Here is a 26,590-nt window from a genome sequence, read left to right as displayed (position 1 = left end):
AATTTACCAACCGCGCACGTATTGTACGGGAGGTTGCACTTCTTCGCCTAATTCTTTAGCCGCATGAAGTGGCCAATAAGGGTCTCGTAATAAAACGCGTGCTAAGAAAATTAAATCTGCGCGATTATTTTGGAGAATTTCTTCTGCTTGAACAGCTGTTGTAATAAGTCCAACTGCGCCAGTAGGGATGTTTGCCCCATGCTTAATGGCCTCTGCATGCGATACTTGATAGCCTGGAAAGACATGAATAGCTGCTGGTACAACACCGCCTGTTGATACATCAACCAAATCAACACCTTGAGATTTCATCCAGCGACTAAAAACAATAAAATCTTCCATTGTTGTGCCATCCTCAGCGTAATCTTCTGCAGATACACGTACCAATAATGGCCCATCCCACACACTGCGAATCGCATCGATAACTTGACGAAGGATACGATAACGGTTTTCCTGTGAACCACCGTATTGATCTTGACGTTTATTTGTCGCAGGTGATAAAAACTCGCTAATTAAATAGCCGTGTGCCCCATGAATCTCGAGCACATCAAAGCCAGCCTTTGTGGCACGAACAGCTGCTTGTTTAAACGCTTCTATTACATAAAGAATGTCCTCTTCTGTCATTTCTATTGGTGTTTTATAGTCTGAGCTAAAGGCAATAGCTGATGGAGCAAAAATTTCGCCATCCACCGTTGCTTTGCGACCAGCATGTGCAAGCTGGATGCCTGTTTTAGCGCCGTAAGCCTTCATCCCTTCAACTAGTTGACTTAATCCTTCAATATGTGCATCATCCCAAATGCCTAAATCCTTATTGGAGATGCGGCCTTCTGGCACAACACCAGTAGCTTCCAAGATGATTAACCCAACTTGACCAGCTGCTCGTGTCGCATAATGGACTAAATGAAAAGGTGTCACCATGCCATCGTCTTGCGCTGAATACATGCACATAGGTGCCATAACAATGCGATTTTTTAAGGAAATGGATTGTAATGCATATGGTTCGAATAATTTACTCAAAATAAAGCCCCCTAATTCCTAGTGATACACTCTATTTTGCACATAATATTAACCATTTGCAAGTGAACGAGATCGAGCTTCCGCTTCTTTAATACATGCTTCGATGGCTTCATTAAATTGATATTGCTCTAGTGCCTGAATACCAGCCTCCGTCGTACCGCCAGGGCTCGTTACTTTTTTCCGCAAAACATCCGGTTCATCTACCGATTGCTTGAGCATTTCAGCAGTACCTGCCAGTGTTTGAGTCATTAGTAATCGTACAGTATCTTTAGAAAGACCAACTTTTGTTCCTACTCTTTCAAAGGCTTCCATTAAATAATAAATATACGCAGGACCACTACCAGAAAGGGCTGTAACTGCGTGTAATTGATCCTCATCGACTTCAATAACGGAGCCGACAGCCTCTAATAACTGGAGGAAAAGAATACGCTGTGCCGCCGACACCTCATTATTGAATGCTATCCCACTTGCTGACATACCGATTGTGGCAGATGTGTTAGGCATCACCCGTGCAATTGGACGACTCCCTAAAAATTTAGTAATCGTCTCAATAGCAATACCGGCTAGAATCGACAGAACGGCAGAGTGCGTTGTAATTTTAGGTTTTAAATCGCGCATAGCTGCAACAGCATCCTTTGGCTTCATTGCTAAAATGATAAGATCTGCCTGTTGATAAATGGCTTGATCAAACAGGCACTGGACTCCATATGTTTCGTGTAAGAAATGTAAACGTTCTTTGTCAGAGCGATTGGTGACGTAGATTTCCTGTGGTGTAAACACCTTTTGCTTTATCCAGCCCTGCATCAATGCTTCTGCCATTGAGCCTGCACCGATAAATACTATTTTTTTCATGAACAAAACCTCCAGTTCAAAATAAAAAAGCGCTCTCGTCCTTATCTCGAAGGACGAAAACGCTCTCGTTTCCGCGGTACCACCTTTGTTTGCCAATTATTGGCACAACTCTTAGCCCTCTTATCGCAAGGGAAACGGTTATGTTTGCATAACTGCTCAGAAGTAGGTTCGGTAATGGGAGCGGGTGATGTTACTCTCAGCAAATGTAACACTCTCTAACACCTTCACCAGTTACGTACTCGGCTTCTTCAACGCACAAAAATAATTAGATTATTCAAAATTATAGTGAGGAATTAGCAAACTGTCAACAGGAGGATGACGAAAACAGAAAAAACTTGTAAAATAGAATGAATCAGTATTCACTAGCTCGTAAAAAGGGGGAGACAACTTTGTCTATAGTCAAAATAGAAATTCCAACACCCTATGAAGTAGGAGATGTCAATGCATTTATTGTAAAGGGCGATGCACTCAGCATTTTTGATGTTGGACCAAAAACGATGGAAGCCTATGATGCTTTGAAATGGGGAATTCGAGCAGCTGGCTTTGACATGCGAGATATTGAACAGGTTGTGTTAACCCATCATCATCCAGACCATGCGGGTTGGGTCGATGCCTTTCCACATGCAGAAATTTTGGGGCATGCCTATAATGATAAATGGCTTCGTCATGATGAAGCGTTTTTAAGCTATCACGAGCAATTTTACAGTGAGCGTTTATTAGAGCATGGGGTACCACAAGAATATATTACAAAAAGTGTACATGTTCGTCGTGAATTAGAGCTTGTGGGTGAGCGCCCATTGACACAAATTTTGGTGGATGGAGACGAAGTGCCCGGTCATCCGGGATTAAAGGCAATAGAAACATTAGGTCATGCACAAAGCCATTTTATTTTCTGGGATGAAAAAACGCATCATGTTATTGGAGGCGATTTATTACTCGAAAAAATAACGCCCAATCCATTAATCGAGCCACCATTAGATCGTACATTAGGACGTCCAAAATCCTTACTGCAATACAATGAATCACTCGAAATTCTACGCCAATTACCCATCAAAATGATGCATACAGGGCATGGGGCCGATTTAGAGGATATTCCTTCTTTAATTGATAAACGATTAGAGCGCCAGCATCAGCAATCATTGAAAGTTAATGAGTTGCTAGGTGACGATCAATTAACGGTTGTACAAGTAACAAAACGCTTGTATCCAGCCATATTCCAGCATCAGCTAGGATTAACCTTGTCCAAAACATTAGGGCATTTAGATTATTTAGAAGCCAATGATTATATTAAATCAACGAAGACCGAAGCAGGTATCTATTTATTTCAAAGGAAGTAGGTTTACACATGAATAAATATAAAAAGACGATCTTCGTGACAGGTGCAACAAGTGGTGTAGGCTTAAAAACGACAGAATTACTTGTAGCTCAAGGGCATACAGTTTATGCCACGGGTCGTAATGCTGTTGCACTAAAGGTGCTAGAACGTTTAGGAGCTCACGTTATCCAAGCTGATTTAACCAATTTACATACACTCGATGATGTTTGTTCACAGCTCCCACCCATTGATGTGGCGATTCTTTCAGCAGGTGTAGGGAAATTTGCTGTAGCCCCCGCTTTAAAGGATGGGGATATTGCTCAAATGATTGAATTGAATGTAAGTGTACCGATTTACCTTGCCAAACGATTAGCTTCTGCAATGATGGCACAACAGCATGGTCATCTAATTTTTATTGGGTCACAGGCAGGAAAGGTAGCAACACCGAAAGCGAGTGTTTATGCTGCTACCAAGCATGCCATTGTCGGTTTCACGAATGGACTTCGTATGGAGTTAGCTCCATACAATGTGAAAGTAACCGCCATCCACCCAGGTCCCATTGATACACCATTTTTAGATAAGGCAAATGATGCAGGTGGCTACAGAGAGTCCTTAGGAAGATTTTTATTATCCGCAGAAGAAGTGGCACAAGCTACAGTTCAAACAATTGACCGTCCAGTTCGTGAGGTAAATTTACCAAGGATCATGGGATTATCGAGTAAATTATATGCACTCGCACCTGCAACCATTGAATTTCTAGGCAAATCATTTTTCAATAAAAAATAGCAATAATCAGACTGTCGCCATGCTCCCTATGTATGGCGACAGTTTTTTTCATATTTACCTGAAATTGTTGATATAGTAGGGAAGATGAAGCTAAAAAAGGAGAATACAATGTACACTATTGGACAAGTTGCTAAATTTTTAGGCATTTCTAGAGATACGATAAAATTTTACGAAGAAAAGGGATTGGTAAAGCCTCAGCAAAATAAAGGAAATGGCTACAGAAGCTATACCCATTTTGATATCTATGACCTAACAACGGTCAATTTTTATCGAGAAATTGATTTGGAAATCAAAATAATACAGGAATTAAGAAGAGGCAAGAGTATCGAGGGCATTCGCTCATTATTAGAAGAAAAAGAGCAGGGAATGTTGGAGGAGATTGCCTATAAAAAACGACAATTAAAAAAGTTACAAAGGGTCAAGGAAGATTGCGAAAAAATTAAGCAATGTTTAGGAACATACAGTATAAAAGAAATGAAACCACTAGAGATAATGGGAGAAATAGATCATTATACAGCTTATGATGAATATGACATTCTAAAAGAAAACACCGATAATTTTAAAAAAGCAGTGGTCCTTACATCATTAAGAAGAGTAATACGGTTTAATGATGAAGGGATACTAGAAGAACAATTTATAATTACCAGAAAAGTTGAAGATGATGACAAGGCAATAGCTGGGGAAATTCGAGCCTATCCAAAATGTCTTTATACAATCATTGAAGATGGTAGATGGTCTACAGGTGGTAAAAATACGGACGATCAAGTGGAAGCCAGTATGAGAAAAGTAGCCGAGGAAATGGGCTATGAGCTGTTAGGGCTTGTGTATATCAATCTACTGCTAGTTACGTATGAAGAAGGGCTGGAACGTATTTTTTTAGAAATGTATGTGCCAATAGAGATAGATGATTGACCTGTGAGCAACCCCCAGGTTTATGCTGAAGTTCAGTGCAATGAAATGGGGGATCAACATGAATAGAAATAAGAAGCTAAAAAGACCTGTAGCGAGTTTTATTGTCTTAACCAATGTCATTTTTTGGCCGCTTTTTTGTCTTGTAGGAGCTGTCAAGCTGTTAGGGTTTCCAACATGGGTTTTCGATGTAATACGCTGTCTATCAGCATGGTCATCAACCTTTGCCTTCGCTATATTATTTCCAAAAATATATCCTGGGCAGAGCTTCCTACACTTTGTGAAACAAAAATTTAAGAATAGGTTGAACGGATCGGTGATTTTTTCAGTGCTGACGATTCAAGTGGTCATTTTTATTATTATTTTGAGTCTAGTTATGAATAATTATCAAACAGATTCTATTTTTACAATCTCTTCTTGGGTTATACTGAGCTATTACTTTTTTAGAAATCTTTTATCAGGACCATTAGGTGAAGAATTGGGATGGAGGGGTTTTGCCCTGCTGGAGCTTCAAAAGAAGTATTCCGCATTAGTCGCCTCTATCATCATCGGGTTTTGGTGGGGGCTATGGCATTTACCGATATGGCTTACAACTGGCTTTATGGGCATGGATTTACTCCAATATAGTGGCTTCTTTATGATAGCCATCATAGCGACGAGTATTATTATGGCAGGATTTTATAACATCAATCAGAATTTAATCATCCCGATCATCATTCACCAATTCTTTAATTTTTTTATTGGTTTAGTGAACGGGCATCTCGTTGATTTAATGATGTATAATGCCATTTTATATTCAGTAGCCGCCCTGTTATTGATCATCATTAATCCAAAGAATGCATTGTACAAGACAAAATCAATTAAATCGTGAAAAAAAAATCCCGTTTTCTACGGGGTTCTTTTTTATTGATACATTTATATAGTATACATTTATGCCTTTAGTGAAAAAACGCTTATTCGAGTAAATATTCATACTTTCTCCAATGATTTGATGGATTGGTTGACGTTCGCTTAACTAGTAAAATAAATGTCTATGAATTTATAAAAATACACTTGTATTTATTTTTATAACATGATACTATTCGTGTATAAACTTTTAAATGAATGTATAAAAATACATATCGATAGAGCAATGGAGGCGCATTTTTAATGGCAAATAAAAAAGTTGTATTAGCTTACTCAGGCGGACTTGATACTTCGGTAGCAATTCCATGGTTAAAAGAACAGGGTTGGGATGTAATCGCGGTATGCCTTGACGTTGGTGAAGGGAAAGACCTTGAATTCGTAAAAAATAAAGCTCTTCAAGTAGGAGCTATTGAATCTTATATGGTAGATGCAAAGGATGAATTTGCTGAAAATTATGCATTAATTTCATTACAAGCCCATACTTGGTATGAACAAAAATATCCATTAGTATCAGCACTTTCTCGCCCACTAATCTCAAAAAAATTAGTAGAGATTGCGAACCAGGTCGGTGCGGATGCCGTTGCACATGGTTGCACAGGAAAAGGTAATGACCAAGTTCGTTTTGAAGTGTCTATTAAAGCATTAAATCCTGATCTAGAAGTATTAGCACCAGTACGTGAATGGGGCTGGAGTCGTGACGAGGAAATTGAATATGCGATGAAACATAATGTACCAATTCCAGCAACATTGGATTCACCATTTTCAATTGACCAAAATTTATGGGGACGTGCCAATGAAGCAGGAATTATGGAAGATCCATGGGTATCTCCACCAGAGGAAGCTTACGGCTTAACTGTTTCTGTTGAAAATGCACCAAATGAAGCAGAATATGTGGAGATCGAGTTTATAGCTGGTAAACCAGTAGCATTAAACGGAAAAGAAATGAAGCTAGCAGATTTAATTCAAGAATTAAACGCAGTAGCAGGTGCGCATGGTGTAGGACGTATCGACCATGTAGAAAATCGTCTCGTTGGTATTAAATCACGTGAGGTTTATGAAATCCCAGGAGCAAAAGTGCTGTTAACAGCGCATAAAGAGCTTGAAGATTTAACACTTGTAAAAGAATTAGCACACTTCAAGCCAGTGATTGAGAAAAAATTATCTGAATTAATTTACGATGGGTTATGGTTCTCGCCATTACGTGATGCACTTGAAGCATTCCTTGCGCAATCACAACAATATGTAAATGGTACAGTACGTGTGAAACTGTTCAAGGGGCATGCGATTGTAGAAGGACGTAAATCACCAAATTCACTATACAATGAAAAGCTAGCAACATACTCGAAGGAAGATCAATTCAATCACGCTTCCGCTGTAGGCTTTATCGAGTTATGGGGTCTACCAACCGTAGTGAACTCATCTGTTAATAAAAAATAATATTTAACAAGCGAGGTGTGGGAAGGCATTATGCTTTCACTACACCTTTCAATAAGAAATAAAGGAAAAGGTGAGCTGACATGACAAAACTTTGGGGTGGACGTTTCCAAAAATCAGCAGAAGCATGGGTAGACGAATTTGGGGCATCCATTGGCTTTGATCAGCAACTTGTGCTAGAGGACCTTGAAGGTAGTGTTGCACATGTCACAATGCTTGGTGCAACAGGAATTTTACCTGTAGCTGACGTAGAGGCCATACTAGGTGGTCTTGCCCAATTAAAAGAAAAGGCAATCGCAGGTGAGCTTGAATTTAGCGTTGCCAATGAAGATATACACTTAAATTTAGAAAAGATGCTGATTGATTTAATTGGTCCTGTTGGTGGCAAGCTACATACAGGTCGTAGCCGTAATGATCAGGTCGCGACGGATATGCATCTTTTCTTGAAAAAGCGTGTGCAGGAAGCAATTGATTTAATCGTGACGTTTCAACAAACATTAGTAGAGAAGGCTCAAGAACATATTGAAACGATTGCGCCTGGTTATACACATTTACAACGTGCCCAGCCAATATCCTTTGCGCATCATTTAATGGCGTACTTTTGGATGCTAGAGCGTGATAAACAACGCTTTACAGAATCCATCAAGCGCATTGATATTTTGCCATTAGGGGCAGGGGCTATGGCGGGAACGACTTTCCCAATCGACCGCTTAAAATCCGCAGAATTACTTGGCTTTAGTGAGGTATATGCCAACTCTATGGACGCTGTGAGTGATCGTGATTTTATTGTGGAATTTTTAAGTAATGCATCCTTGTTAATGGCGCATTTATCACGCTTTGCTGAGGAAATTATTATTTGGTCTACAGATGAATTTAAATTTATTGAATTGGATGATGCCTTCTCTACAGGTTCTTCCATTATGCCACAAAAGAAAAACCCTGATATGGCAGAGCTCATTCGTGGGAAAACAGGGCGCGTTTACGGGAATCTAATGGGCTTATTAACCGTGTTAAAGGGCACACCTTTAACGTATAACAAAGATATGCAGGAGGATAAAGAAGGCATGTTCGATACTGTACATACCATTCTTGGTTCACTGAAAATCTTTGAAGGCATGATTCGTACAATGACCGTCAATACAGAACGTTTGCATCAAGCTGTCCATGCTGATTTTTCAAATGCAACAGAGCTAGCAGATTATCTTGCGACAAAAGGTATGCCATTCCGTGAGGCACATGAGGTGACAGGGAAGCTTGTCTTCACATGTATTCAAAAGGGGATTTACTTATTAAATTTACCGCTGGAAGAAATGCAGCAGGAAAGTGCACTAATTGAAGCAGATATTTATGATGTGTTAGCGCCAGAAGCGGCTGTTCGACGCCGTCATTCCTTAGGTGGAACCGGCTTCGAACAAGTGAAGATCCAAATTGACAAAGCAAAAGCCTGTCTTGTAAAACATTAATTGTTGCGTGCATGTCCTTGTGACTTTTGCATAGATATTCATTAAAGCTGTCCAGTGAGGCACTATGAAAACCTATATCCTTTTTCAACTAAGCCAGAGGGTGACGTGAAAAAGAGACCCTTACATACGTGAAGGACAATCCCCAATTCTGGAGACGCGGAATTGGGGTTTTTGTATAAGAAAATGGTGGGAGGAATCCAGTAAATGAATGAACGTTTTACAAAGGGGCTTGACACAATCAAACAATATATGACTGAGGAAGAAGTAACACAGATGATTACATCCGATCCATTAGCCGATGTGGCACCTGATTTACGCAAAATGATTATTGAATTTGCTTATGGTGATGTCTATGCACGACCAGGATTGGAGGCCAAAAATCGAGCACTTGTCGTGATAACAGCAGTTGTCACACAAGGTGCTGCGCCGCAAACAAAAACCCATATCCAACGAGGATACCATGCAGGCTTAACACAGACAGAAATTGTCGAGGCTCTGTTACAATTAGTGCCCTACATCGGTTTTCCAAAAGTGCAAAATGCCTTAACCATTGCACAGCAAGTCTTTGCAGAAAAAATTTGAAGCATGAATAAAAAATCAGGCAAAGGTTCATAATAAGTTCGGAAACACTTATTAATCTAATATGATGGGGAGGATGCAGAATGAGTAATAGTCAAACACCCAAAGACCAAGAATCTCAGGAAAGTCCGCCACAACTGGTTAAGGTTGAAGCTTCTTAAAACTTAAGCCTAAAGGTGAAACAGAATTAATCTGCTTCGCTGTAGATTAAGTTGAAGCGTAAACCTACTAGTAAAAAATCAAATAGAAGCAATAAGTGTCCATGGATCCAGAATTATTCTGGGTCCTTTTTGTGGTTCACTGTTAACAATCTAATTGAGGGTGAGCAGCAGAGAGAAAGGCGCTCCTACTAGGGTAATAAAATTCATAAGGAAGGCAAAATGCACTCACCCAAGCCAAGACTCCACCCCTTTCAAAGGTAAAACATCATATAAGACATTCACATAGGTGAGTTAGTCACCTTCATCATTACCTTCATTTGACATTTTGAGAAATCTGTATTACTCTATACATAACAGATTCTGTTTGGGTATTAACAATACAGATTGGAGGAGCGATATGCAAATACGGTTAGATCCAAATAGTGAATTGCAGCTTTATAAGCAATTAGCCAATCAATTAATTGAATTCATCGCAAAAGGTGAACTGAAAAATGGTGATACATTACCAGCAGTGCGTGCGATGGCTACGGATTTAGGTATCAATGTAAGCACAGTGAGTAAGAGCTACCATGAACTCGAGGAAAAAGGGTTAATCGAATTAAAACCGAAAGCGAAAGCAGTCATTATTGGTGGGCAAAAGCGAGAGCTGGAAGAAACAGAGCTTGAAAAAGTGGAAAATGCTTTAAAGCCAATTATGGCGGAAGCTTTTGCACGTGGGCTTGAAAAAGAACAAATAACAAGTTTGTTCCAGCGAATTTTAAAACAATGGAAGTAGGGGTAGTATGCTTATAATAGTAGGCATCTTTATCATTGTCGGTATTTTGGAAACTATGACACCACATTTAACAAGAAAAACGAATGTTTTTGGTGTTTCCATACCAGAACCTTATGTCAAGCATCCTCAATTACAGCTTTGGAAGAAGCGTTATAGTCAAATTATCGGAGGAATTGCAGGCTTATTTTTACTAGGTCAAATCGGATTCTCTTTGTCGCCTATGCAAGAGGAGAAAACGTCTTTAATCTCCTTTATCCTTTTGTATGTCATGCTCCTGCTATCATCTGGTCTTTACATGAGTTACCATGTTAAAACGAAAAATTTAAAGGGACAGGAACAATGGGAAACAAACATCAAAACGGTGCATGTAACAGACTTAACAATCCGCCAAAAAGATGAAACACTATCGCCCTTATTTTTTAGTTTGCCTATCATCATGACATTGGCATTGATTGTTTTTACGTACATGAATTATGAGACCATTCCAGCAATTTTTGCCACGCATTGGAATGGTGCAGGGGAGGCGGATGGTTGGACTGAAAAAACTAGGCTCTCCGTCATCAGTATGCCACTGATATTATTAGCGATACAAATTAGCTTTTTCATCATGGGCCAAGGGATGAAAAGTGCCAAAATTCAATTGAGTGCACAGGCTAGAGAAGCCTCAGTTCATCGGGAACTGACTCAACGCAAATATGGTAGCTGGTATTTAGCAGCGATTAATTTTAGTATGACGATTCTATTTATTGTTTTACATTATACAACCGTTATTTTACATGACCAAACAGCCCCATACTTTTTTCCCCTTTTTCTTGTCTTTAATATCGTTACATTAGGTGGCTTACTAGTATTAATTTGGAAGCTCAGTAAAAGCAATGAACGTTTTGATGAGGTACATACAAATGAAACAGCTGCGGCAGATGATCAATACTGGAAATGGGGGATTTTTTATTGTAACAAAAACGATCCATCCTTATTAGTGCCGAAAAAATTTGGAATCGGATGGACTGTCAATTTTGCGAATAAATGGAGCTACATCATAATCGGTATTACCTTATTGCCAATTTTATTGGTGATCTTCATATAGAGAGGAAGATTGGATGAAAAAATGGTTATTGTTATGTTGCACATTGTTACTTTTAAGTGCCTGTGGGCAAAAAGAGGTCACTGCGGACAATCAAGAGACAAAGGGGCAAAGTGCAATGAATGAACAGTTTATCGGAAAATGGGAGGGAAATATTGAAACGCCTAATGGAGCACTGCCAATTATCGTCGATTTACAGAAGGATAGTGGTACATTATCTGTTCCAGCACAAGGTTTATCTAATTTTCCATTTCAAAGTGTCAAGTATACAGATGACAATGTGAAAGTATCTATTCATTTGAACGGCTCTGTTATTGCGATAAACGGCATATTAAAAAATGGACAAATAGAGGCTACATTTCAACAAAATGGTGAGAATTTCCCCCTAATTTTAACGGCTTATAAAGAGCAGCCCGTTACCTATGAAAAACTAAAAATTCCTGTTCAACAGGGAGACTTAACTGTTGCTTTACAAAAAGCGAGCACGTCGCCATCGCCTGTGGCTCTCATTATAGCAGGCTCTGGGCCAACTGATAAAGATGGTAATTCCGCTCTAGCTGGTAAAAATAATAGCTTAAAAATGCTGGCGGAAGGTTTAGCACAAGAGGGCATTACGACGGTTCGCTATGATAAGCGAGGACTTGGTGATAATCAAGCGCTCTTAACAAAGGAAGAAGATGGGACGTTTGATCAATACGTGGATGATGCAGTACAAATCCTACAAACATTGATGGCGGATAAAGCTTATACAAGTGTACACGTGATTGGTCATAGTGAAGGCTCACTCATTGGTTTGCTAGCAGCTCAAAAAACAGGGGTAGCGTCCTTCGTCTCTATCGCAGGTGCTGGAAGACCATTGGACGTAGTACTCTTAGAGCAATTAAAAGGTCAGTTAGCACCGAAGCTTTACAATGAATCAACGGATATTTTGACAGCTTTAAAGCAAGGCAAGCAGGTGACAACTGCTTCGCCAGAGCTGCAAGCCCTCTTCCGTCCATCTGTTCAGCCTTTCCTGATTTCCTTGCTAAAGTACCATCCTGCTGACGAGTTGGAGAAAGTAAAAAGCCGTGTATTAATCGTACAAGGAACAACGGATTTACAAGTAAAGGAAGTCGATGCCGAGGCATTAAAGAAAGGCAAACCAGAGGCGAAGCTACTTTATATGGAGGGTATGAACCATGTATTGAAAAAGGCTCCAGCAGATCGTGCAGGAAACTTAGCAACCTATTCAGACCCTTCATTGCCATTACATGAAAAATTACTACCAGCGATTCAGCAATTTATTAATGAAGAGTAGGATGATGAACGATGAGTATCTTTGTATATGGAATTATCATGCTGCTATTTCTGACCTTTGCCATTGTGCTGTCCCAAGGGAAAGGAGCGTTTTTAATCGCAGGATTTAATACGATGCCAGAAGAAGAAAAAAAGCAGTATGATGAGCAAGCATTGGCGAGATTTATGGGGAAAATGATGTATGGCTACTGCTTTTGTGTGCTTTTATGGATTCTTAATGAACTTTTTCATACACAGTGGTTATTTTTTAGTATCGGACTTGTTCTTTTCGTAGCATTGACGATCTTTTTAATGATCTATGTGAACACAGGCAATCGTTTCAAAAAATAAGAAGGATATAAAATGGACTTGGTCAATGCAATGACAAGTCCATTTTGTTTGGCTACATTTGAAGGAAATGCATTTTATCTATGAGAATTATTATCAATTAGTGGGATTTCTGTTAAACTAGAGACATGCTATTGGTTAAACTAGAAGGAGTGCTTGAGCTCGATGAAATTAAGTGATCATATACTTTTATGGAATCACGCATACATCAAAATTATGGATGTACGATTGACAATGATGGAGCAGGGAGAGGATTTTGGTCCCTATCGATTGCCGACCAGTGCCTTTCTCTATACAAAAAGAGGGAATGCTCAAATCTGGCTGGATAAAAACAGACATCTGGTACACCCGTTTCACGTCCTGCATGCAGGAAAAGGGGTGGATGTAGAGATTGTAGCGGAGAAAGAGTTTGAATACTTTATGATTTTCTATAAGGCAATACTTCCGTTACCTCATCGCCAAGAAATGGTAGCCTTGATGGAAAATCATAATCCTTTCCACTATCAATATGCTTTTGTGCCAGCTCATCCTCTTGCATTACTTGACAGAGCAGAGCAGATGAAGATAGTTTGGCAACAGGCCCATGACAAAGAGCTGAAAAATTTACATATAAAATCATTATTCTATCAATTTATCTATGAATTATTGCGGCAAATGCATGGACAGGGAATTCATCCCGTAAAGCCAGATATGGTGGCGCAGGCAGTTCGCTATATAGAGGAACATGCGCATATGCCTCTAACACTAGACATCATAGCGCAAGAGTTAGGCTGTAGCATTGGTTATTTATCAAAACTGTTTAAAGAAAAAATGCATACAAGCCCGATTCATTATTTAGGTGAAATGCGTGTCAATAAAGCAGCGGCATTACTCGTGCAAACAGATGCTACGTTGCAGGAAATTGCGGAGCATGTCGGTTATCCTGACGGTCATTCCTTGAGCCGAAGCTTTAAACGATACAAGGGTGTATCTCCAGCACAATTTAAAGTGGCATGGAGGCAAAAGCGGCAACTGGAAGATGAAGAATTGCCACTTTGGAAAAGAAGATATGCTATTCTCCCAAAACAATTCGAGTGTTATATTGATGGTGAAATTGAAAATCATTATCAACGAAAGGGAGTAAATGAAATGTCGAAGTACAAAAATATGAAAGTAAAGGCTATGACGTTGTTTATGTGCCTATCATTGCTGCTAGCAGCATGCTCAAATACAAATGGAGCCTCATCATCTGCGACAAATCAAGTGGAATCACAAGCGAATGGACAAGAGGCTGTACAAGAAGGAAAGACAAGAATTGTTTCGACGCCTAGAGGTGATGTAGAAATTCCAGCTCAGCCACAGCGTGTAGCAGCTGATCAATATATGGGGCAGCTTTTAAAGTTAGGAATTATTCCAGTTGGTGTACGTGAAGGCATGTTAACGGAAGGTTGGATTGAGAAAGCGGGGATTCCGCAAGAAACGCTCGCTAAAATCGAGAATTTAGGTGGCTTCCCAATGAATCCTGAAAAACTCATTATGCTAGAGCCCGATTTAATCATTGGGTCGATTGAGAAAAATATTGAACAATACGAAAAAATCGGCTCCACTGTTTTTATTCCTTACTGGGAAGAGCTTTCGACGGCTGGACCATTAGAAAAATTTAGAAGAATTGCTGAGGTATTTGGAAAAGAGCAGGAAGCTGAGTTATGGATAGAAGACTATGAACAGAGGGTAGAAGATGCTCGAAAACAAATCGATGGCATCATTAAAGAAGGTGAAACGGTATCAGTCGTGCAATTAAGCCCTACAGGTTTATTTGTGTTAGCTGCTGAGGGAGGGAATTATGGTAGTAACACCATTTATCAGATGTTGAAATTACCTCCAACAGAGCAAGCTTTAAACATGAAAGAGGGCTTTGAAAATATCTCATTAGAGGTATTGCCACAGTATTTGGGCGATCATGTATTTGTCTATGTCAACTCGCAAGAAGATGCAGAAGAAATTTTGAATAGTCCGATTTGGCAGGGAGCACCTGCCGTTAAAAATGGCAATGTTTATATGTATGGTGAGTTCGATGATGAGTTTGTCATGGAAGATCCTTACTCTTTAGACCTACAACTTGAGAAAATTGTCAAAGTTTTATTGGAGAAAAAATAAAAAGCAAGCAAAAGCTGCATTCATTTTGCAATAAAGTAGAGCTATTTTCTGATGAATGGCCGTTTGTATAAATTCATCCTAGCTGGTCATAATAAAGAAGATTTCACTTATGAAATCTATAATGATGAGGAGGATGAAAAATGAGTAGGTTCGAACAATTAGATCCAAAATCTCAAAAAATCCACCGCAACTGGTCAAGGATTAAGCGATCCAAATCGCAAGTAAATGGTGAAACGGAGATAACTCTCCATAATCGCCTCTTGCGAAGTGAAGCAAAGGCCCGTCAGTTTTAATCATGTTAGAAAAGTAAGTGTCATCAAGCCCAGAAAAAATTCTGGGTTTTTTTATGGATAAAAATAGAAGGCGGAATGTATTATAATACGTTATAAGGAAGAAAAGGGGAGGAAAGCTATGAATATTACTATTCCAACTTATTTACAGTCATATGTAGAAAATGTCCAACAGCTAGAGGCAGTTGAATCACAGTTACAGCTTTGTTCCAGCACAGGGAATAAACAGTTTGAAATTTGGTACTATGGAGATTTACTAACAATCGAAGGTGAGGCATTGCCTTTCATTACTGGAGCAACCGCTAGAATCGTTGCAAAAGACCCTTTAACGGCGGAGGAAATTTTGCTATTTGATGCAACCCTACATGGCTATAATGCGCTATTTTGTGATGAATTTACGGAGGAGCAGCGTATCCATCGTCCACTACGGAAATATCTTTTGCCCACAACAGAAGTTGTCCTATCATTTTTCTATAATATTGACTATGACGAAGAAGCAGAAGACTATGAGGTAGGTGAACATGGCAATGTACAGCTACTCAACGGAGAAACAGCAGATTGGGAGATGATAAAAAGTATTGGCTATGATGCCTTTGCTTTTTATGGCAAATCAGAAGATGGTACACTGCTAGCATTTGCACAGGAAGAATTAGCCTAGCATGAAAGGAACATAGAAAAATGCAATTCATCTCATATACACAAGATTTAGCGAAGCAAATTCATCAATATCAATCAAACAATGCATTTTATCGGAACATTATGAAAACAGAAGAGCCAGTGAATATCGGTTTCATCTATATTGAGCCAGATGGGGTAGTTGGTATGCATGAAGCCCCTGTTCCTCAGCTTTTTATCGTGATGCATGGCGAAGGCTGGGTTCGTGGTGAAGATGGTAAAAAATCACCATAAAATCTGGACAGGGTGTACTTTGGCATCAAGGGCAGGCGCATGAATCTGGTAGTACGACAGGCTTGACAGCACTTGTGATCCAAGCTGAGCATATACATCTTACATAAAAAACGTGTGTAACGGTAGGAGGGGAAGGCATTGAGCAACACAGAAAAATGGAACAAATGGTTGAAAGACTATGGGTTAGCACATAAGGCTGAGCAAATAGCAGCTTATACTAGAAGCTCTATACGTATGGTAGCTAAGCAAAATACTGATGAAGAAATTCCGATTGGCCATTCAAAAATAGGTGGCTGTCCGGATGTTCCCACAGATTTTGTGTGGCCATATACGAACGATAAGAGACCGTTGTATTTCCTTTGCCAACTACATGTAAAGGATATCAAACCTTACGATACCAACAATTTATTACCTACAGATGGATTATTGTCCTTTTTCTATGATGCAGTCGAGCAACCATGGGGATACGATCCGAAAGACTATGATGGCTTCAATGTTTTCTATTTCACAGAACCAGTTAGTAGCCTTACAAGAATAGAAATACCTGCTATCTTACTCAAACATGGCGACATTGCCAGTGCAAGTCTGCAATTTAAAAATGAATGGACACTCCCGCCCTGGGAATCTCCATTTTGGGATGATTTAGAAGAAACTCTAACGGAAGAGGAAGCAGATAATTTGAGAGACCTTGCATATGAATCGATGGAAGAAGCTGATGCAAATGGAGCCGTTCATCGCATAGACGGTTTTCCAGATGCTATTCAAGGGGATATGTACTTGCAATGTCAGCTTGTCTCCAATGGCTTATATTGTGGCGATTCAACTGGTTATAATGATCCCCTTCGAAGGGAATTAGAGGTTGGGGCAACAGACTGGCGATTATTGCTTCAACTTGATTCAGAAGAAGAGCTTGGATATATGTGGGGAGATAGCGGTAGATTGTATTTTTGGATTCGTGAGGATGATTGCCAAAAGACCCGCTTTGATCAGACATGGGTTGTCTTACAATGCTTTTAAAAACAAAGGGGGATAACGGTTGTCAAAGCAACCGGTATCCTTTTTCATGTTGTTTCACCATTTTCACTGTTTTAAGCGGATAACCATCGAAACACTCATCGAATTCTACTAGCTTTTCGAACCCCTTTGCCTGATAAAAATGCATACCAATTGTATTTTCTTTTTCTACACAAACAAATAATGACGATAGGCTGGGGAGCATGTTTAGCCCTCTCTGTAAAAGAGCTGAACCGATACCACTCCCCTGGCTATCAGGATGCAAGTAAATGGCAAGCAGCTCTGCCTCACCATGTGTAACATTTGAGAAATTAGCAAAGCCTACTAGCGATTCATCGACGATTACGACTAAAAATAGGATAGTAGTGAGGCGCTGTGTTAAACGGTTACTGCTATACGCCATTTGTAAAAAGCGATCTTGAATATCACGAGGGATGATTTCTTCATATGTATGGTGCCAGCTTGTTCTAGCAATTTCTTGTACAAATGTAATGTCATTTTCTAGCATCTGTCGTATAATAAATGTCAACACTTTTTACCTTAAATTCCAATTTTTATCTTTATTGTAACATTCAATTAGTCAAAAGGGGGGTCACTTTCATGCGAGTAGTGGAAAAAGCATTTGGCTATATTACGAGAGAGCATGAAGAACAATTACAAGTGCTCGTATTTGAACAGAATTCAGTCGGTGCAGGTATTCAAGTGCCCAAAGGTACAGTAGAAGAGGGCGAAACACCTTTAGAAGCTGTGAAGCGTGAAATGTTGGAGGAGACTGGTCTAACAACACTTGTCGTTCAGGCGTTGATTGCACAGGACTATTTTAATCATCCATCAGGTATTTTACAGAAACGTTATTTTTATCATTTAACATCCGATGAAACACAAGATTCATGGCAACATCATCCAACGGGCTTAAACGAAGCGGATTTAATTTTTTCATTTTATTGGATTTCTGCTGAACAAGAAGCGCTACTAGCAAAGGGGCATGGTGATTATTTATACCGTGTGTTAGGAAAGGTGAAAAATTGAACGTAGGATTATAAAGATGTGGTGACATGACTACTTTAGCTATTAACAAATAGAAAACCCTAACTATAACAAAACACGCAATGAGCGTTTCGTAAAATAGTTAGGGTTTTTCAACGGTCTCTTTCAGGTTGGTTCAATCAAGCCTTGGCCGCAATCTCTAAGGCTTGTGTAAAATCAGCAATTAAATCATCCACATGCTCAAGTCCCACTGAGAATCGTAAAAGTCCATCTGTGATGCCACGTTTTGCACGCTCCTCAGGCTCCATAGCAGCATGACTCATCTTTGCTGGGTAAGAAAGAATTGATTCCACACCCCCAAGAGAGACCGCGAAAACAGGAATTGTCATTGCTTCGACTAATGCTTTTGCGGCTGCATAATTCGGTAAACGGAAAGACAATACAGCCCCACCACTGGTACTTTGACGTTGATGAATGTCATACCCTGGATGTGAGGCAAGACCAGGATAGTAGACTTGTTCAACCAGTGGATTTGTAGTTAAAAATGTTGCAATTTTTTGTGCAGATTCAGCAGAGCGACTAAAGCGCACATCTGTTGTTTTGATATTTTGTAGCAGTGTGAAAGAATCTTGCACACCTAAAATATTGCCAAAAGAATTTTGGATAAAGTATAGCTCTTGTCCTAGCTTGTCATCTGCTGTAACTGTTAAGCCAGCAATAATATCAGAATGACCAGATAAGAACTTAGTTGCACTATGAATGACGACATCAACTCCAAGTTCTAGTGGACGTTGGTATAACGGTGTCATAAAGGTATTATCTAAAAATGTCAGACATTGGTGTTGTTTCGCTAGTGCCACCACGCCACGAATATCTGTGATGCCTAATGTCGGATTTGATGGTGTTTCCATATAAAGCAGCTTCGTAGCTGGCGTTATTGCTGCTTCTACTGCTGCTAGATCCGTGAAATCTACAAATGTATGGGAAATCCCAAAGCGTGGTAACACCTTTGTCACAAAACGATAGGTTCCACCATAAACATCCTCGGTCATGACGATATGGTCCCCTTGGGATAACAGCATTAACGCTGCTGATACCGCTGCAATGCCCGAAGAAAAGGCATGAGCGCGAACACCACCTTCAAGTTCTGCCACAGCTTTTTCTAATGCATCTCTCGTAGGGTTGCCTGAGCGAGCATAATCATATTCTCCAAACTCATCCATACTTTCTTGATGGAAGGTAGAGGACAGATACATGGGAACATTGACAGCCCCTTTTTTATTACCATAGCCATCACGAACACCTGCATGAATGAGGCTCGTTTCAATACGTTGCTTCATAAATTAGGCCTCCTTTCTTAAGATATCGAATACTTGTTGTAAGTCTGCAATTAAATCTTCTGCTTCCTCAATACCGACAGAGAATCGAAGTAAACGATCACAAACGCCACGTTCAACACGCTCTTCATATGGCATATCTGCATGTGTTTGTGTGGCAGGATATGTAATAAAGCTTTCCACACCGCCAAGACTTTCAGCAAAAGTAATTAACTTTAAGTTACGAAGGAATGGGTCAATCCACTCAGGCTTTTGCAAGCGGAATGACAGCATGCCACCTTTTCCTGTATAAAGTACATCAGTCACTAATGCTTCTTCCTCTAAATAAGCAGCAATGGCTTTTGCATTCGCATCATGCTGTTTTAATCGAAGATGTAAAGTTTTTAAACCGCGAATAAGTAACCACGAATCCATAGCGCCTAGCACCATACCACTGCCATTATGAATAAAGCCAATGCGTTCAGCTAATTCCTTACCTTTAGCCACAACTAAACCAGCTAAAACATCATTATGACCACCGATATATTTTGTAGCAGAGTGAAGGACAATGTCAGCCCCTAATGCGATAGGGCGTTGGAAGTATGGTGTATAGAAGGTATTATCTACAATTAACCAGGCTCCATGCTTATGGGCTAACTCTGCATACACTTGTAAATCGAATTCCTGCATAAGTGGATTTGTTGGAGTTTCAATGAATAACGCACGAGTATTTTCAGTTATTAATGCTTCCACCTGTTCAACCGATTCAAACTTTGAATAAACAGGCTTGATATTATAGGTTTCTTGGAAGAAGTTAAATAGTCTATAGGTACCGCCATATAAATCATCAGGCACGACTAACTCATCGCCTGGTTTAAATAAGGATAACACCAATTGAATAGCAGCCATCCCTGAACTACAGGCAAAGCCCATATCGCCACCCTCTAAATCAGCAATCCCTTCTTCTAAAAGAGCACGTGTAGGATTTTTTGTACGTGTATAGTCAAAGCCAGTAGATTCACCAATTCCAGCATGTTTATAAGCAGTCGATAAATGGATCGGCGGGCTCACAGCACCTGTTATGGGGTCACTTAAATTTCCTAGTTGTACAAGTTTTGTTTCAATACTTCTGTTTAATGTCATGACGTCACTCTTTTCTCCAATATTATTAAAAGCGACAATTTTCGCTTTCAATTTATTAGTATTCTCAATAATTGTTACCAATTTAACATGGATACTAAAGAAGAACAAGGGTGTTTTCTGAAAATTAGCTAGATTATTTATAGTTAATCACGTAGGAATAGTAGGAGATTGATTATTAAATTATGAGCAATAATGTGTGGGTGCTCCTAGTTAAGTTAACAGGAAAGAGCAGAGAAAGTGGAGGATACATAAAGTTGGTGGATAGAATAAGGAAAGTAGCGGATAGAACGCGGAAAGAGATGGATAGAGCAGAGGAAGAGAAGGATACGCATAAAACTGGTGGATAGAGTAAGGAAAGTAGTGGATAAAACGCGGAAAGAGATGGTTAGAGCAGAAAAAGAGAAGGATACGCATAAAGTTGATGGATAGAATAAGGAAAGTAGCGGATAAAACGCGGAAAGAGATGGTTAGAGCAGAGAAAGAGAAGGATACGCATAAAGTTGGTGGATAGAGTAAGGAAAGTAGCGGTTAAAACGCGGAAAGAGATGGATAGAGCAGAGAAAGAGAAGGATACGGATAAAGTTGATGGATAGAATAAGAAAAGTAGCGGTTAAAACGCGGAAAGAGATGGTTAGAGCAGAGAAAGAGAAGGATACGCATAAAGTTGGTGGATAGAATAAGGAAAGTAGCGGATAGAACATCCAAAGAGAAGGATACAAAACCAAAGGATCTGCCTTATTCGAATGAGGCAGATCCTTTAGTGTCATATGTTAGGCTTGTTCTTTTTTGAGTAAATCACGAATTTCTTTGAGGAGCTCTTCTTTTGCATCTAATTCAGGAGCTGGCTCTTCAACGACTGCTTCTTCTTTTTTACGTGTAAGCTTCGTCATAATTCGGAGCGCCATAAAAATGGCAAATGCAATAATTAAAAAATCAATAATTGATTGTAGAAATACACCTAAATTGACTTGGGCTTCACCAGAGCCAAAAACAAAGCTCTTTGTTAAATCAACACCACCTGTTAAAATACCAACTAATGGCATAATGATATTTTCAACTAAGGAGGTAACAATTTTACCGAAAGCACCACCGATGACTACTGCTACTGCTAGATCGACAATATTGCCTTTCATTGCAAATTCTTTAAAGTCTTTCCACAAAATAAATGCCTCCCTATTATTATCCAATATAATGAATCAATCTGTATTTTACTATATTTTTAGCAAACCTTTCAACTGCTTTTATAGTGAAAATGAATAGCATCCTACAACTGGAAGTTTCTATCTTACAAAAATTAAAAGATTTACTACATATAACGAAAAATTTGGTAATATAGAAAAAGAATACTAGATTAGGTGTGACGTATGACAAAGAAAAAGAACAACAAAGCCATGTTATCACCCGCTACAAAATTGGGTATGATAGCATTATTGATTCCCGTTGCGATAACGGTGTATGTCCTGACATTTTTTGCGTGGAAGGAACTTCAAACATTACCGATTTTCGAAAAGCTTGCACAGCAAAAGGCAATCGAGGAGATTCAACAACATTTCGATATGGACATTCCAGAGAAATACATTCCGGTATATGTAGCAGCGGAGGAGAAATATGGTGTGCCATGGACATTGCTTGCTGCACATCATCGAATTGAAACGCGATTTTCTACAGTGAAATCAATGGTTTCATCTGCCGGGGCAGAAGGGCATATGCAATTTATGCCGTGCACGTTCGTTGGCTGGCAGCATCCTACTTGTTCAGGACTAGGAAAAGGAAACATCACGAAGGCTGAATTAATGAATCCAGAGACAATTGCTAAATATGGAGGATATGGCGTAGACGCGAATGGGGATGGTATAGCCGATCCCTATGATATTGAGGATGCGGTATTTAGTGCAGCTAATTATTTATCTAAATACGGCGCTGCCAAAGGTAATATTAAGAAAGCTGTGTATCAATACAATCATAGTGAGGAATATGTGGAAAATGTATTGTATTACTACCAATTGTATAATGATTATCACGATGAACTCCGAGCAACCGTTTTACTAAATGAAGCAAAATAAAGAGCCATCACCATGGATGGCTCTTTATTACATATTTAAGTTGCTTTACGCATACCTTTTAAAATAAGGCTGACGATAAAGATCAACACAACGGCACCGATCAGTGCTGGGAACACGTAGAAATCACTTACTCTCCAACCCCAGTTCCCTAAAACCATACTACCGATCCAAGAACCAACAATCCCTGCAATAATATTCCCGATGATGCCACCAGGTACATCTTTACCTAAAATTACGCCAGCTAACCATCCAAGAATTCCTCCGATGATTAAATACCAAATGAAACTAATCATTATTTTCATCTCCTTAAAATTAAGATATAATGGCGATTACTTAGTTATACCCTGAATGGAGTAGATTAAACACTGCGATTTTGTTTAGTAATTATTACATGCTGTCATAATGGCTGTAGACAAATGAATGCAGCTCTTTCATCATGCCCACACTAACGTAACTCCAACTGCATAAATGATTGTGAAAATGTCCACATTAACTACAATTACTTCTATATTGTACATACACCGATTTTCGCTTACTTCTATAGTATGTTCACGCATTCAATTCGTACCAAAAATAGATGGAACGCTCCAAAATCAGCCGTTTGACTAAATATTTGCAAAAACCACCTTTTTATCCATGAAAAAATGCATTTTTTGTTGAAGCAGAATTTCAATCAATTATACGGTTGTTCATTTTTTATTTATATGAATGGAAAATGGTTAAATTTTCACCTTTTAATAGTTTGAAAATTCTGTTTAAAAGGATTATAATGTAGAAAAAAGGAGCGTGTTGCATATGAATATGGCTGTTATGAAACGTTTAAATCGTCAAGGTTTTCTGATTGCTGGTCTGCATTTGTTAGTGCTGCTAAATCTTGCAGCCGATTTCTTATACGCATCGTAACCAATTGAATAGAAAGGTGAATGAAATGTTTGTCCCATTCTAAAACAACTGTGTCGACTTATTGAATAAAAAGCGCACGGTTGTTTTTATTTTGACTCATGAATAAAAAAATTATTCTGTAAATTATCAAATACATAGTATATACAGGAGGGATTAAATGACGACAAGATTGGATCGAGCGTTTAGTGATTTGGAAAGACCATTTGCTTGGTTGGACTTAGATGCGCTGGATAAAAATATACGAACTGTGCAAGAGGCTTGTGGTGGCAAGCAAATTCGTATTGCGACAAAATCGATTCGTTCTGTTGAAGTGCTTCGTTATGTTCAGAAAAACCTTGCTAATGTTGTAGGCTTTATGACATTCACAGCGGCAGAGACCATTTTTTTACTACAGCAGCAATTTGATGATTTATTACTGGGCTATCCAGTAATGGAGGAAGCAGCTATTCGTCGCTTGCTACATTTCGTCAAAGACGGGAAAAGCGTTACTTTTATGGTGGATCGGCCAGAACATATCCAACTATTAGCGAAGCTGGGACTAGAAATAGGTGTACGTGTACAGGTTTGCATTGATATTAATGTTTCGAATGATTTTAAAGTACTGTATTTCGGGACTAAACGTTCATCGTTGTATTCTCTTGAGACGCTGACACCTTTTTTGCAAGAGATTCAAAAAACGTCAGCGATTGAGGTTGTAGGTGCAATGGGCTATGAGGCTCAAATAGCAGGCGTTGGCAATCGTCCTGCGAATGCATTAAAAGGCAAAGTGATTGAGGCAATGCAAGTACAAGCTAAAAAACAAGTAACCCAATTTCGTCGCTTAGCGATAGCCCATATCAAGGCGTATTTTCCAAACTTACGCTTCGTCAATGGTGGAGGCTCAGGGAGCATGTTATATACCAATCAGCAGAAAGAAGTGACTGAAATTACAGTAGGCTCCGCTTTTTATGCACCTGCATTGTTCGATCAATTTACACATTTACAGCTAGAAAAGGCAGCTGGATTTGCTTTGAGTGTAACGAGAAAGCCTGAAAAAAATATTGTTGTTTGTCATGGTGGTGGTTATACGGCTTCTGGAGCAATTGGATTGGATCGCTTACCTGTATTCTATGAACCTAGCAATTTTGCATACCTTAGCTTAGAAGGAGCAGGAGAAGTACAAACGCCTATAAAGGTCAAAGGAAAACATATTAATATTGGTGATACGATCTATTTTAGACATGCAAAAGCAGGGGAGCTTTGTGAGCGTTTTCAAGTACTCCATGGGATTCGAGAGGACAAGTATATGGGGCCTTACACAACATATAGGGGGGATGGACAATGTTTTCTATAGAAAAATGGCGTAATGGTGAAAAGTGGACAAATTGGGCGGGGAATGTTATTTCTTATCCGAGTGAAATGTACTTACCACAATCGGTTGAAGAAGTTTCAACCATTGTCAAGCATGCACGTGAAGCGGGAAAAACGATTCGGGTCACAGGGGCAGCTCACTCTTTTAGCGCTGTGGCTATGCCTGAGCATATCGCTATTTCCTTACATAATATGCGTGGATTAATCGCTGTGAATGAGGAAAAGCAGGAGGCAACATTATGGGCTGGTACCTACCTATATGAAATTGGACCAATGCTGGAGAAGCACGGCTTTGCTTTAATCAATATGGGGGATATTCAGGAGCAAACGATTGCAGGAGCAGTATCAACGGGTACACATGGTACAGGGATTACACTTGGTTCTCTGTCGTCTGCTGTCATGACATGGGGGTTTGTAGATGGCACTGGCACATATCAGGAGCACAGGAGGGGAATGGACGATTTATCTGAAGCACTACACGTATCGCTCGGTATGCTTGGTGTCCTTGTCAAAGTAACGATCAAAGTCATGCCACTTTATAGCTTGCATTATGTTGGGGCAAGAGAAACTTTGAGCAATGGTCTCACACTATTCGCAGAGGATATTCGCCAACATCGCCATGTGGAATGGTTTTATTTCCCTGGTAGTGAGACGATTCAAGTAAAACGGATGAATGCTGTAGCACCCATCTATCAAAGTGAATGGAATAAAAAAATAGACACGTTAAAGCTCCAAATTGTAGAAAATGGTGCTTTCTTTGCAATGTCAGAACTTTGTAAGTGGAAACCAGCGTTAAGTGGTGCTATGAGTAAAATAGCAGCCGCAAATGTGGTGAAAAGTGAAAAAGTGGGCATAAGCTATGAAATTTATCCTTCTCCTCGTAGTGTGAAGTTCCAAGAAAGTGAATATGCCATTCCACTCGCTCAATTTGAAGCATGCTTGGAGGAAATTCATACAACCTTTAAAAAAGGGATTTTTAATGTTCATTTCCCATTAGAGTGTCGAACAACTGCAGGGGAAGCAGGCTTTTTAAGTCCAACACAGGGGCGCGAGTCTGCTTTTATAGCCTTTCATATGTATAAAGGGATGTCAGAAGAGCCTTATTTTAAATGGGTTCATACTTTGATGCAAAAATATGATGGCCGACCTCACTGGGGCAAACAACACCATTTAACAGCACAAACCGTCTACGAACTGTATCCAGAGATCGAAAAGTTTTTAAAAATACGACACCAATATGATCCCGATCAAGTATTTTTTACAGGCTACTTAAAAAAATTGTTTCTATTGTAAGCGTTATCTCTATAGATAAGATGATTCAACTTGTCCGAAAATATGGGAATCAATGGCCTCTTACATTGTTGGTTATTATTGAAAAATTAAAATTTGAACGAAATGTCAAAATTTTTATCAAAGCGAGATAAAACTGATGCTTAATCAGCATGTAAACGATTTCAATTTTGACAGATTTTTTTAATTGTTTGAACAATTCAAAAAATACTGTTGACGAGACCTTTTTTTCGTACTATGATAACAACAATTTAACACGTTCGTTACAGCAGTAGCCATCTAGTAGGC

Annotated in this window: 27 protein-coding genes; 20 read left to right on the top strand and 7 right to left on the bottom strand. The window is 39.3% G+C overall.

Annotated elements, in window-relative coordinates; all coding sequences use genetic code 11:
* Positions 1-3: 3 nt before the first annotated feature.
* Both namA and proC read right to left on the bottom strand, forming a co-directional pair.
* Positions 4-1,014, bottom strand: coding sequence for an NADPH dehydrogenase NamA (gene namA, locus AC6BKE_RS21330; RefSeq protein ID WP_340809179.1), 1,011 nt, complete (start codon positions 1,012-1,014; stop codon positions 4-6).
* 48 nt (positions 1,015-1,062) lie between these two features.
* The gene (gene proC / locus AC6BKE_RS21325; RefSeq protein ID WP_499857972.1) at positions 1,063-1,866 is read right to left on the bottom strand and encodes a pyrroline-5-carboxylate reductase; all 804 of its coding nucleotides are present in this window, start codon (positions 1,864-1,866) and stop codon (positions 1,063-1,065) included.
* A 347-nt stretch (positions 1,867-2,213) separates the two neighbouring features.
* Between proC and AC6BKE_RS21320 the strand changes: the two genes are divergently transcribed.
* From AC6BKE_RS21320 to AC6BKE_RS21245, 16 genes are all read left to right on the top strand, one after another.
* Positions 2,214-3,203 carry an MBL fold metallo-hydrolase gene (locus AC6BKE_RS21320; protein ID WP_170829910.1) on the top strand — a complete coding sequence of 330 codons (990 nt, stop codon included), beginning with the start codon at positions 2,214-2,216 and terminating at the stop codon, positions 3,201-3,203.
* 8 nt (positions 3,204-3,211) lie between these two features.
* Positions 3,212-3,967 (top strand): SDR family NAD(P)-dependent oxidoreductase, encoded by a 756-nt coding sequence (locus tag AC6BKE_RS21315; protein WP_036120113.1) that lies wholly within the window; start codon positions 3,212-3,214, stop codon positions 3,965-3,967.
* A 108-nt stretch (positions 3,968-4,075) separates the two neighbouring features.
* The gene (locus AC6BKE_RS21310) at positions 4,076-4,879 is read left to right on the top strand and encodes a MerR family transcriptional regulator (RefSeq protein WP_499857967.1); all 804 of its coding nucleotides are present in this window, start codon (positions 4,076-4,078) and stop codon (positions 4,877-4,879) included.
* A gap of 58 nt (positions 4,880-4,937) precedes the next feature.
* The gene (locus AC6BKE_RS21305) at positions 4,938-5,747 is read left to right on the top strand and encodes a CPBP family intramembrane glutamic endopeptidase (protein ID WP_499857966.1); all 810 of its coding nucleotides are present in this window, start codon (positions 4,938-4,940) and stop codon (positions 5,745-5,747) included.
* A gap of 278 nt (positions 5,748-6,025) precedes the next feature.
* Positions 6,026-7,219 (top strand): argininosuccinate synthase, encoded by a 1,194-nt coding sequence (locus AC6BKE_RS21300; RefSeq protein ID WP_058844532.1) that lies wholly within the window; start codon positions 6,026-6,028, stop codon positions 7,217-7,219.
* Positions 7,220-7,299: 80 nt separating this feature from the next.
* Positions 7,300-8,679, top strand: a complete 1,380-nt coding sequence (gene argH, locus AC6BKE_RS21295) for an argininosuccinate lyase (protein ID WP_340811437.1) — start codon at positions 7,300-7,302, stop codon at positions 8,677-8,679.
* Positions 8,680-8,883: 204 nt separating this feature from the next.
* Positions 8,884-9,261, top strand: a complete 378-nt coding sequence (locus tag AC6BKE_RS21290) for a carboxymuconolactone decarboxylase family protein (RefSeq protein ID WP_036120128.1) — start codon at positions 8,884-8,886, stop codon at positions 9,259-9,261.
* Between the two features lie 555 nt (positions 9,262-9,816).
* Positions 9,817-10,194, top strand: coding sequence for a GntR family transcriptional regulator (locus tag AC6BKE_RS21285; protein WP_499857965.1), 378 nt, complete (start codon positions 9,817-9,819; stop codon positions 10,192-10,194).
* Between the two features lie 7 nt (positions 10,195-10,201).
* Positions 10,202-11,281, top strand: coding sequence for a DUF1648 domain-containing protein (locus AC6BKE_RS21280; RefSeq protein WP_338651407.1), 1,080 nt, complete (start codon positions 10,202-10,204; stop codon positions 11,279-11,281).
* A 13-nt stretch (positions 11,282-11,294) separates the two neighbouring features.
* Positions 11,295-12,575, top strand: a complete 1,281-nt coding sequence (locus tag AC6BKE_RS21275; RefSeq protein WP_499857964.1) for an alpha/beta hydrolase — start codon at positions 11,295-11,297, stop codon at positions 12,573-12,575.
* Positions 12,576-12,586: 11 nt separating this feature from the next.
* Positions 12,587-12,904: a DUF3784 domain-containing protein gene (locus AC6BKE_RS21270; protein ID WP_036120141.1), complete on the top strand. Its 318-nt coding sequence runs from the start codon at positions 12,587-12,589 to the stop codon at positions 12,902-12,904.
* A 162-nt stretch (positions 12,905-13,066) separates the two neighbouring features.
* Positions 13,067-15,037 carry an AraC family transcriptional regulator gene (locus AC6BKE_RS21265; protein WP_499857962.1) on the top strand — a complete coding sequence of 657 codons (1,971 nt, stop codon included), beginning with the start codon at positions 13,067-13,069 and terminating at the stop codon, positions 15,035-15,037.
* 140 nt (positions 15,038-15,177) lie between these two features.
* The gene (locus AC6BKE_RS21260; RefSeq protein ID WP_004231380.1) at positions 15,178-15,330 is read left to right on the top strand and encodes a YpzG family protein; all 153 of its coding nucleotides are present in this window, start codon (positions 15,178-15,180) and stop codon (positions 15,328-15,330) included.
* Between the two features lie 118 nt (positions 15,331-15,448).
* On the top strand, positions 15,449-15,985 hold the full coding sequence (locus AC6BKE_RS21255) for a hypothetical protein (RefSeq protein WP_499857961.1): 537 nt from the start codon (positions 15,449-15,451) through the stop codon (positions 15,983-15,985).
* Positions 15,986-16,005: 20 nt separating this feature from the next.
* Positions 16,006-16,236 (top strand): hypothetical protein, encoded by a 231-nt coding sequence (locus AC6BKE_RS21250; RefSeq protein WP_499857959.1) that lies wholly within the window; start codon positions 16,006-16,008, stop codon positions 16,234-16,236.
* Positions 16,237-16,374: 138 nt separating this feature from the next.
* Positions 16,375-17,253, top strand: a complete 879-nt coding sequence (locus AC6BKE_RS21245; RefSeq protein ID WP_499857957.1) for a YwqG family protein — start codon at positions 16,375-16,377, stop codon at positions 17,251-17,253.
* Positions 17,254-17,275: 22 nt separating this feature from the next.
* On the opposite strand, the gene AC6BKE_RS21240 is transcribed toward AC6BKE_RS21245, so the two are convergent.
* The gene (locus tag AC6BKE_RS21240; protein WP_499857955.1) at positions 17,276-17,782 is read right to left on the bottom strand and encodes a GNAT family N-acetyltransferase; all 507 of its coding nucleotides are present in this window, start codon (positions 17,780-17,782) and stop codon (positions 17,276-17,278) included.
* A 68-nt stretch (positions 17,783-17,850) separates the two neighbouring features.
* On the opposite strand from AC6BKE_RS21240, the gene AC6BKE_RS21235 reads away from it, so the two are divergent.
* Complete coding sequence (locus tag AC6BKE_RS21235) at positions 17,851-18,279, top strand: NUDIX hydrolase (protein ID WP_499857953.1); 429 nt, start codon at positions 17,851-17,853, stop codon at positions 18,277-18,279.
* A 137-nt stretch (positions 18,280-18,416) separates the two neighbouring features.
* On the opposite strand, the gene AC6BKE_RS21230 is transcribed toward AC6BKE_RS21235, so the two are convergent.
* The 3 genes from AC6BKE_RS21230 to mscL form a co-directional block, all read right to left on the bottom strand.
* A complete protein-coding gene (locus tag AC6BKE_RS21230; RefSeq protein ID WP_499857952.1) occupies positions 18,417-19,577 on the bottom strand; it encodes an aminotransferase class I/II-fold pyridoxal phosphate-dependent enzyme in 1,161 nt (386 codons plus the stop codon).
* Between the two features lie 3 nt (positions 19,578-19,580).
* Positions 19,581-20,696: a methionine biosynthesis PLP-dependent protein gene (locus tag AC6BKE_RS21225; RefSeq protein WP_499857950.1), complete on the bottom strand. Its 1,116-nt coding sequence runs from the start codon at positions 20,694-20,696 to the stop codon at positions 19,581-19,583.
* A 770-nt stretch (positions 20,697-21,466) separates the two neighbouring features.
* A complete protein-coding gene (gene mscL, locus AC6BKE_RS21220) occupies positions 21,467-21,856 on the bottom strand; it encodes a large conductance mechanosensitive channel protein MscL (protein WP_036123266.1) in 390 nt (129 codons plus the stop codon).
* Between the two features lie 204 nt (positions 21,857-22,060).
* Here mscL and AC6BKE_RS21215 point away from each other — a divergent pair, with 204 nt between their 5' ends.
* Positions 22,061-22,759, top strand: coding sequence for a lytic transglycosylase domain-containing protein (locus AC6BKE_RS21215; protein WP_330493248.1), 699 nt, complete (start codon positions 22,061-22,063; stop codon positions 22,757-22,759).
* A 35-nt stretch (positions 22,760-22,794) separates the two neighbouring features.
* Here AC6BKE_RS21215 and AC6BKE_RS21210 read toward each other — a convergent pair whose 3' ends face one another.
* Complete coding sequence (locus AC6BKE_RS21210; protein ID WP_036123271.1) at positions 22,795-23,052, bottom strand: GlsB/YeaQ/YmgE family stress response membrane protein; 258 nt, start codon at positions 23,050-23,052, stop codon at positions 22,795-22,797.
* A gap of 767 nt (positions 23,053-23,819) precedes the next feature.
* Here AC6BKE_RS21210 and AC6BKE_RS21205 point away from each other — a divergent pair.
* Together AC6BKE_RS21205 and AC6BKE_RS21200 are read left to right on the top strand one after the other, a co-directional pair.
* Positions 23,820-24,995 carry an amino acid deaminase/aldolase gene (locus AC6BKE_RS21205; protein WP_036123274.1) on the top strand — a complete coding sequence of 392 codons (1,176 nt, stop codon included), beginning with the start codon at positions 23,820-23,822 and terminating at the stop codon, positions 24,993-24,995.
* Entirely contained in the window at positions 24,983-26,305 is a 1,323-nt protein-coding gene (locus AC6BKE_RS21200; protein ID WP_342543964.1) for a D-arabinono-1,4-lactone oxidase, read from the top strand. The genes AC6BKE_RS21205 and AC6BKE_RS21200 overlap by 13 nt, the downstream gene beginning before the upstream one ends.
* Positions 26,306-26,590 lie beyond the last annotated feature (285 nt).

This window comes from Lysinibacillus sp. COL-1 (assembly GCF_059814265.1).
The sequence above is the reverse complement of the archived record's forward strand: the minus strand, read 5'-3'. Positions and strand labels throughout refer to the sequence as shown.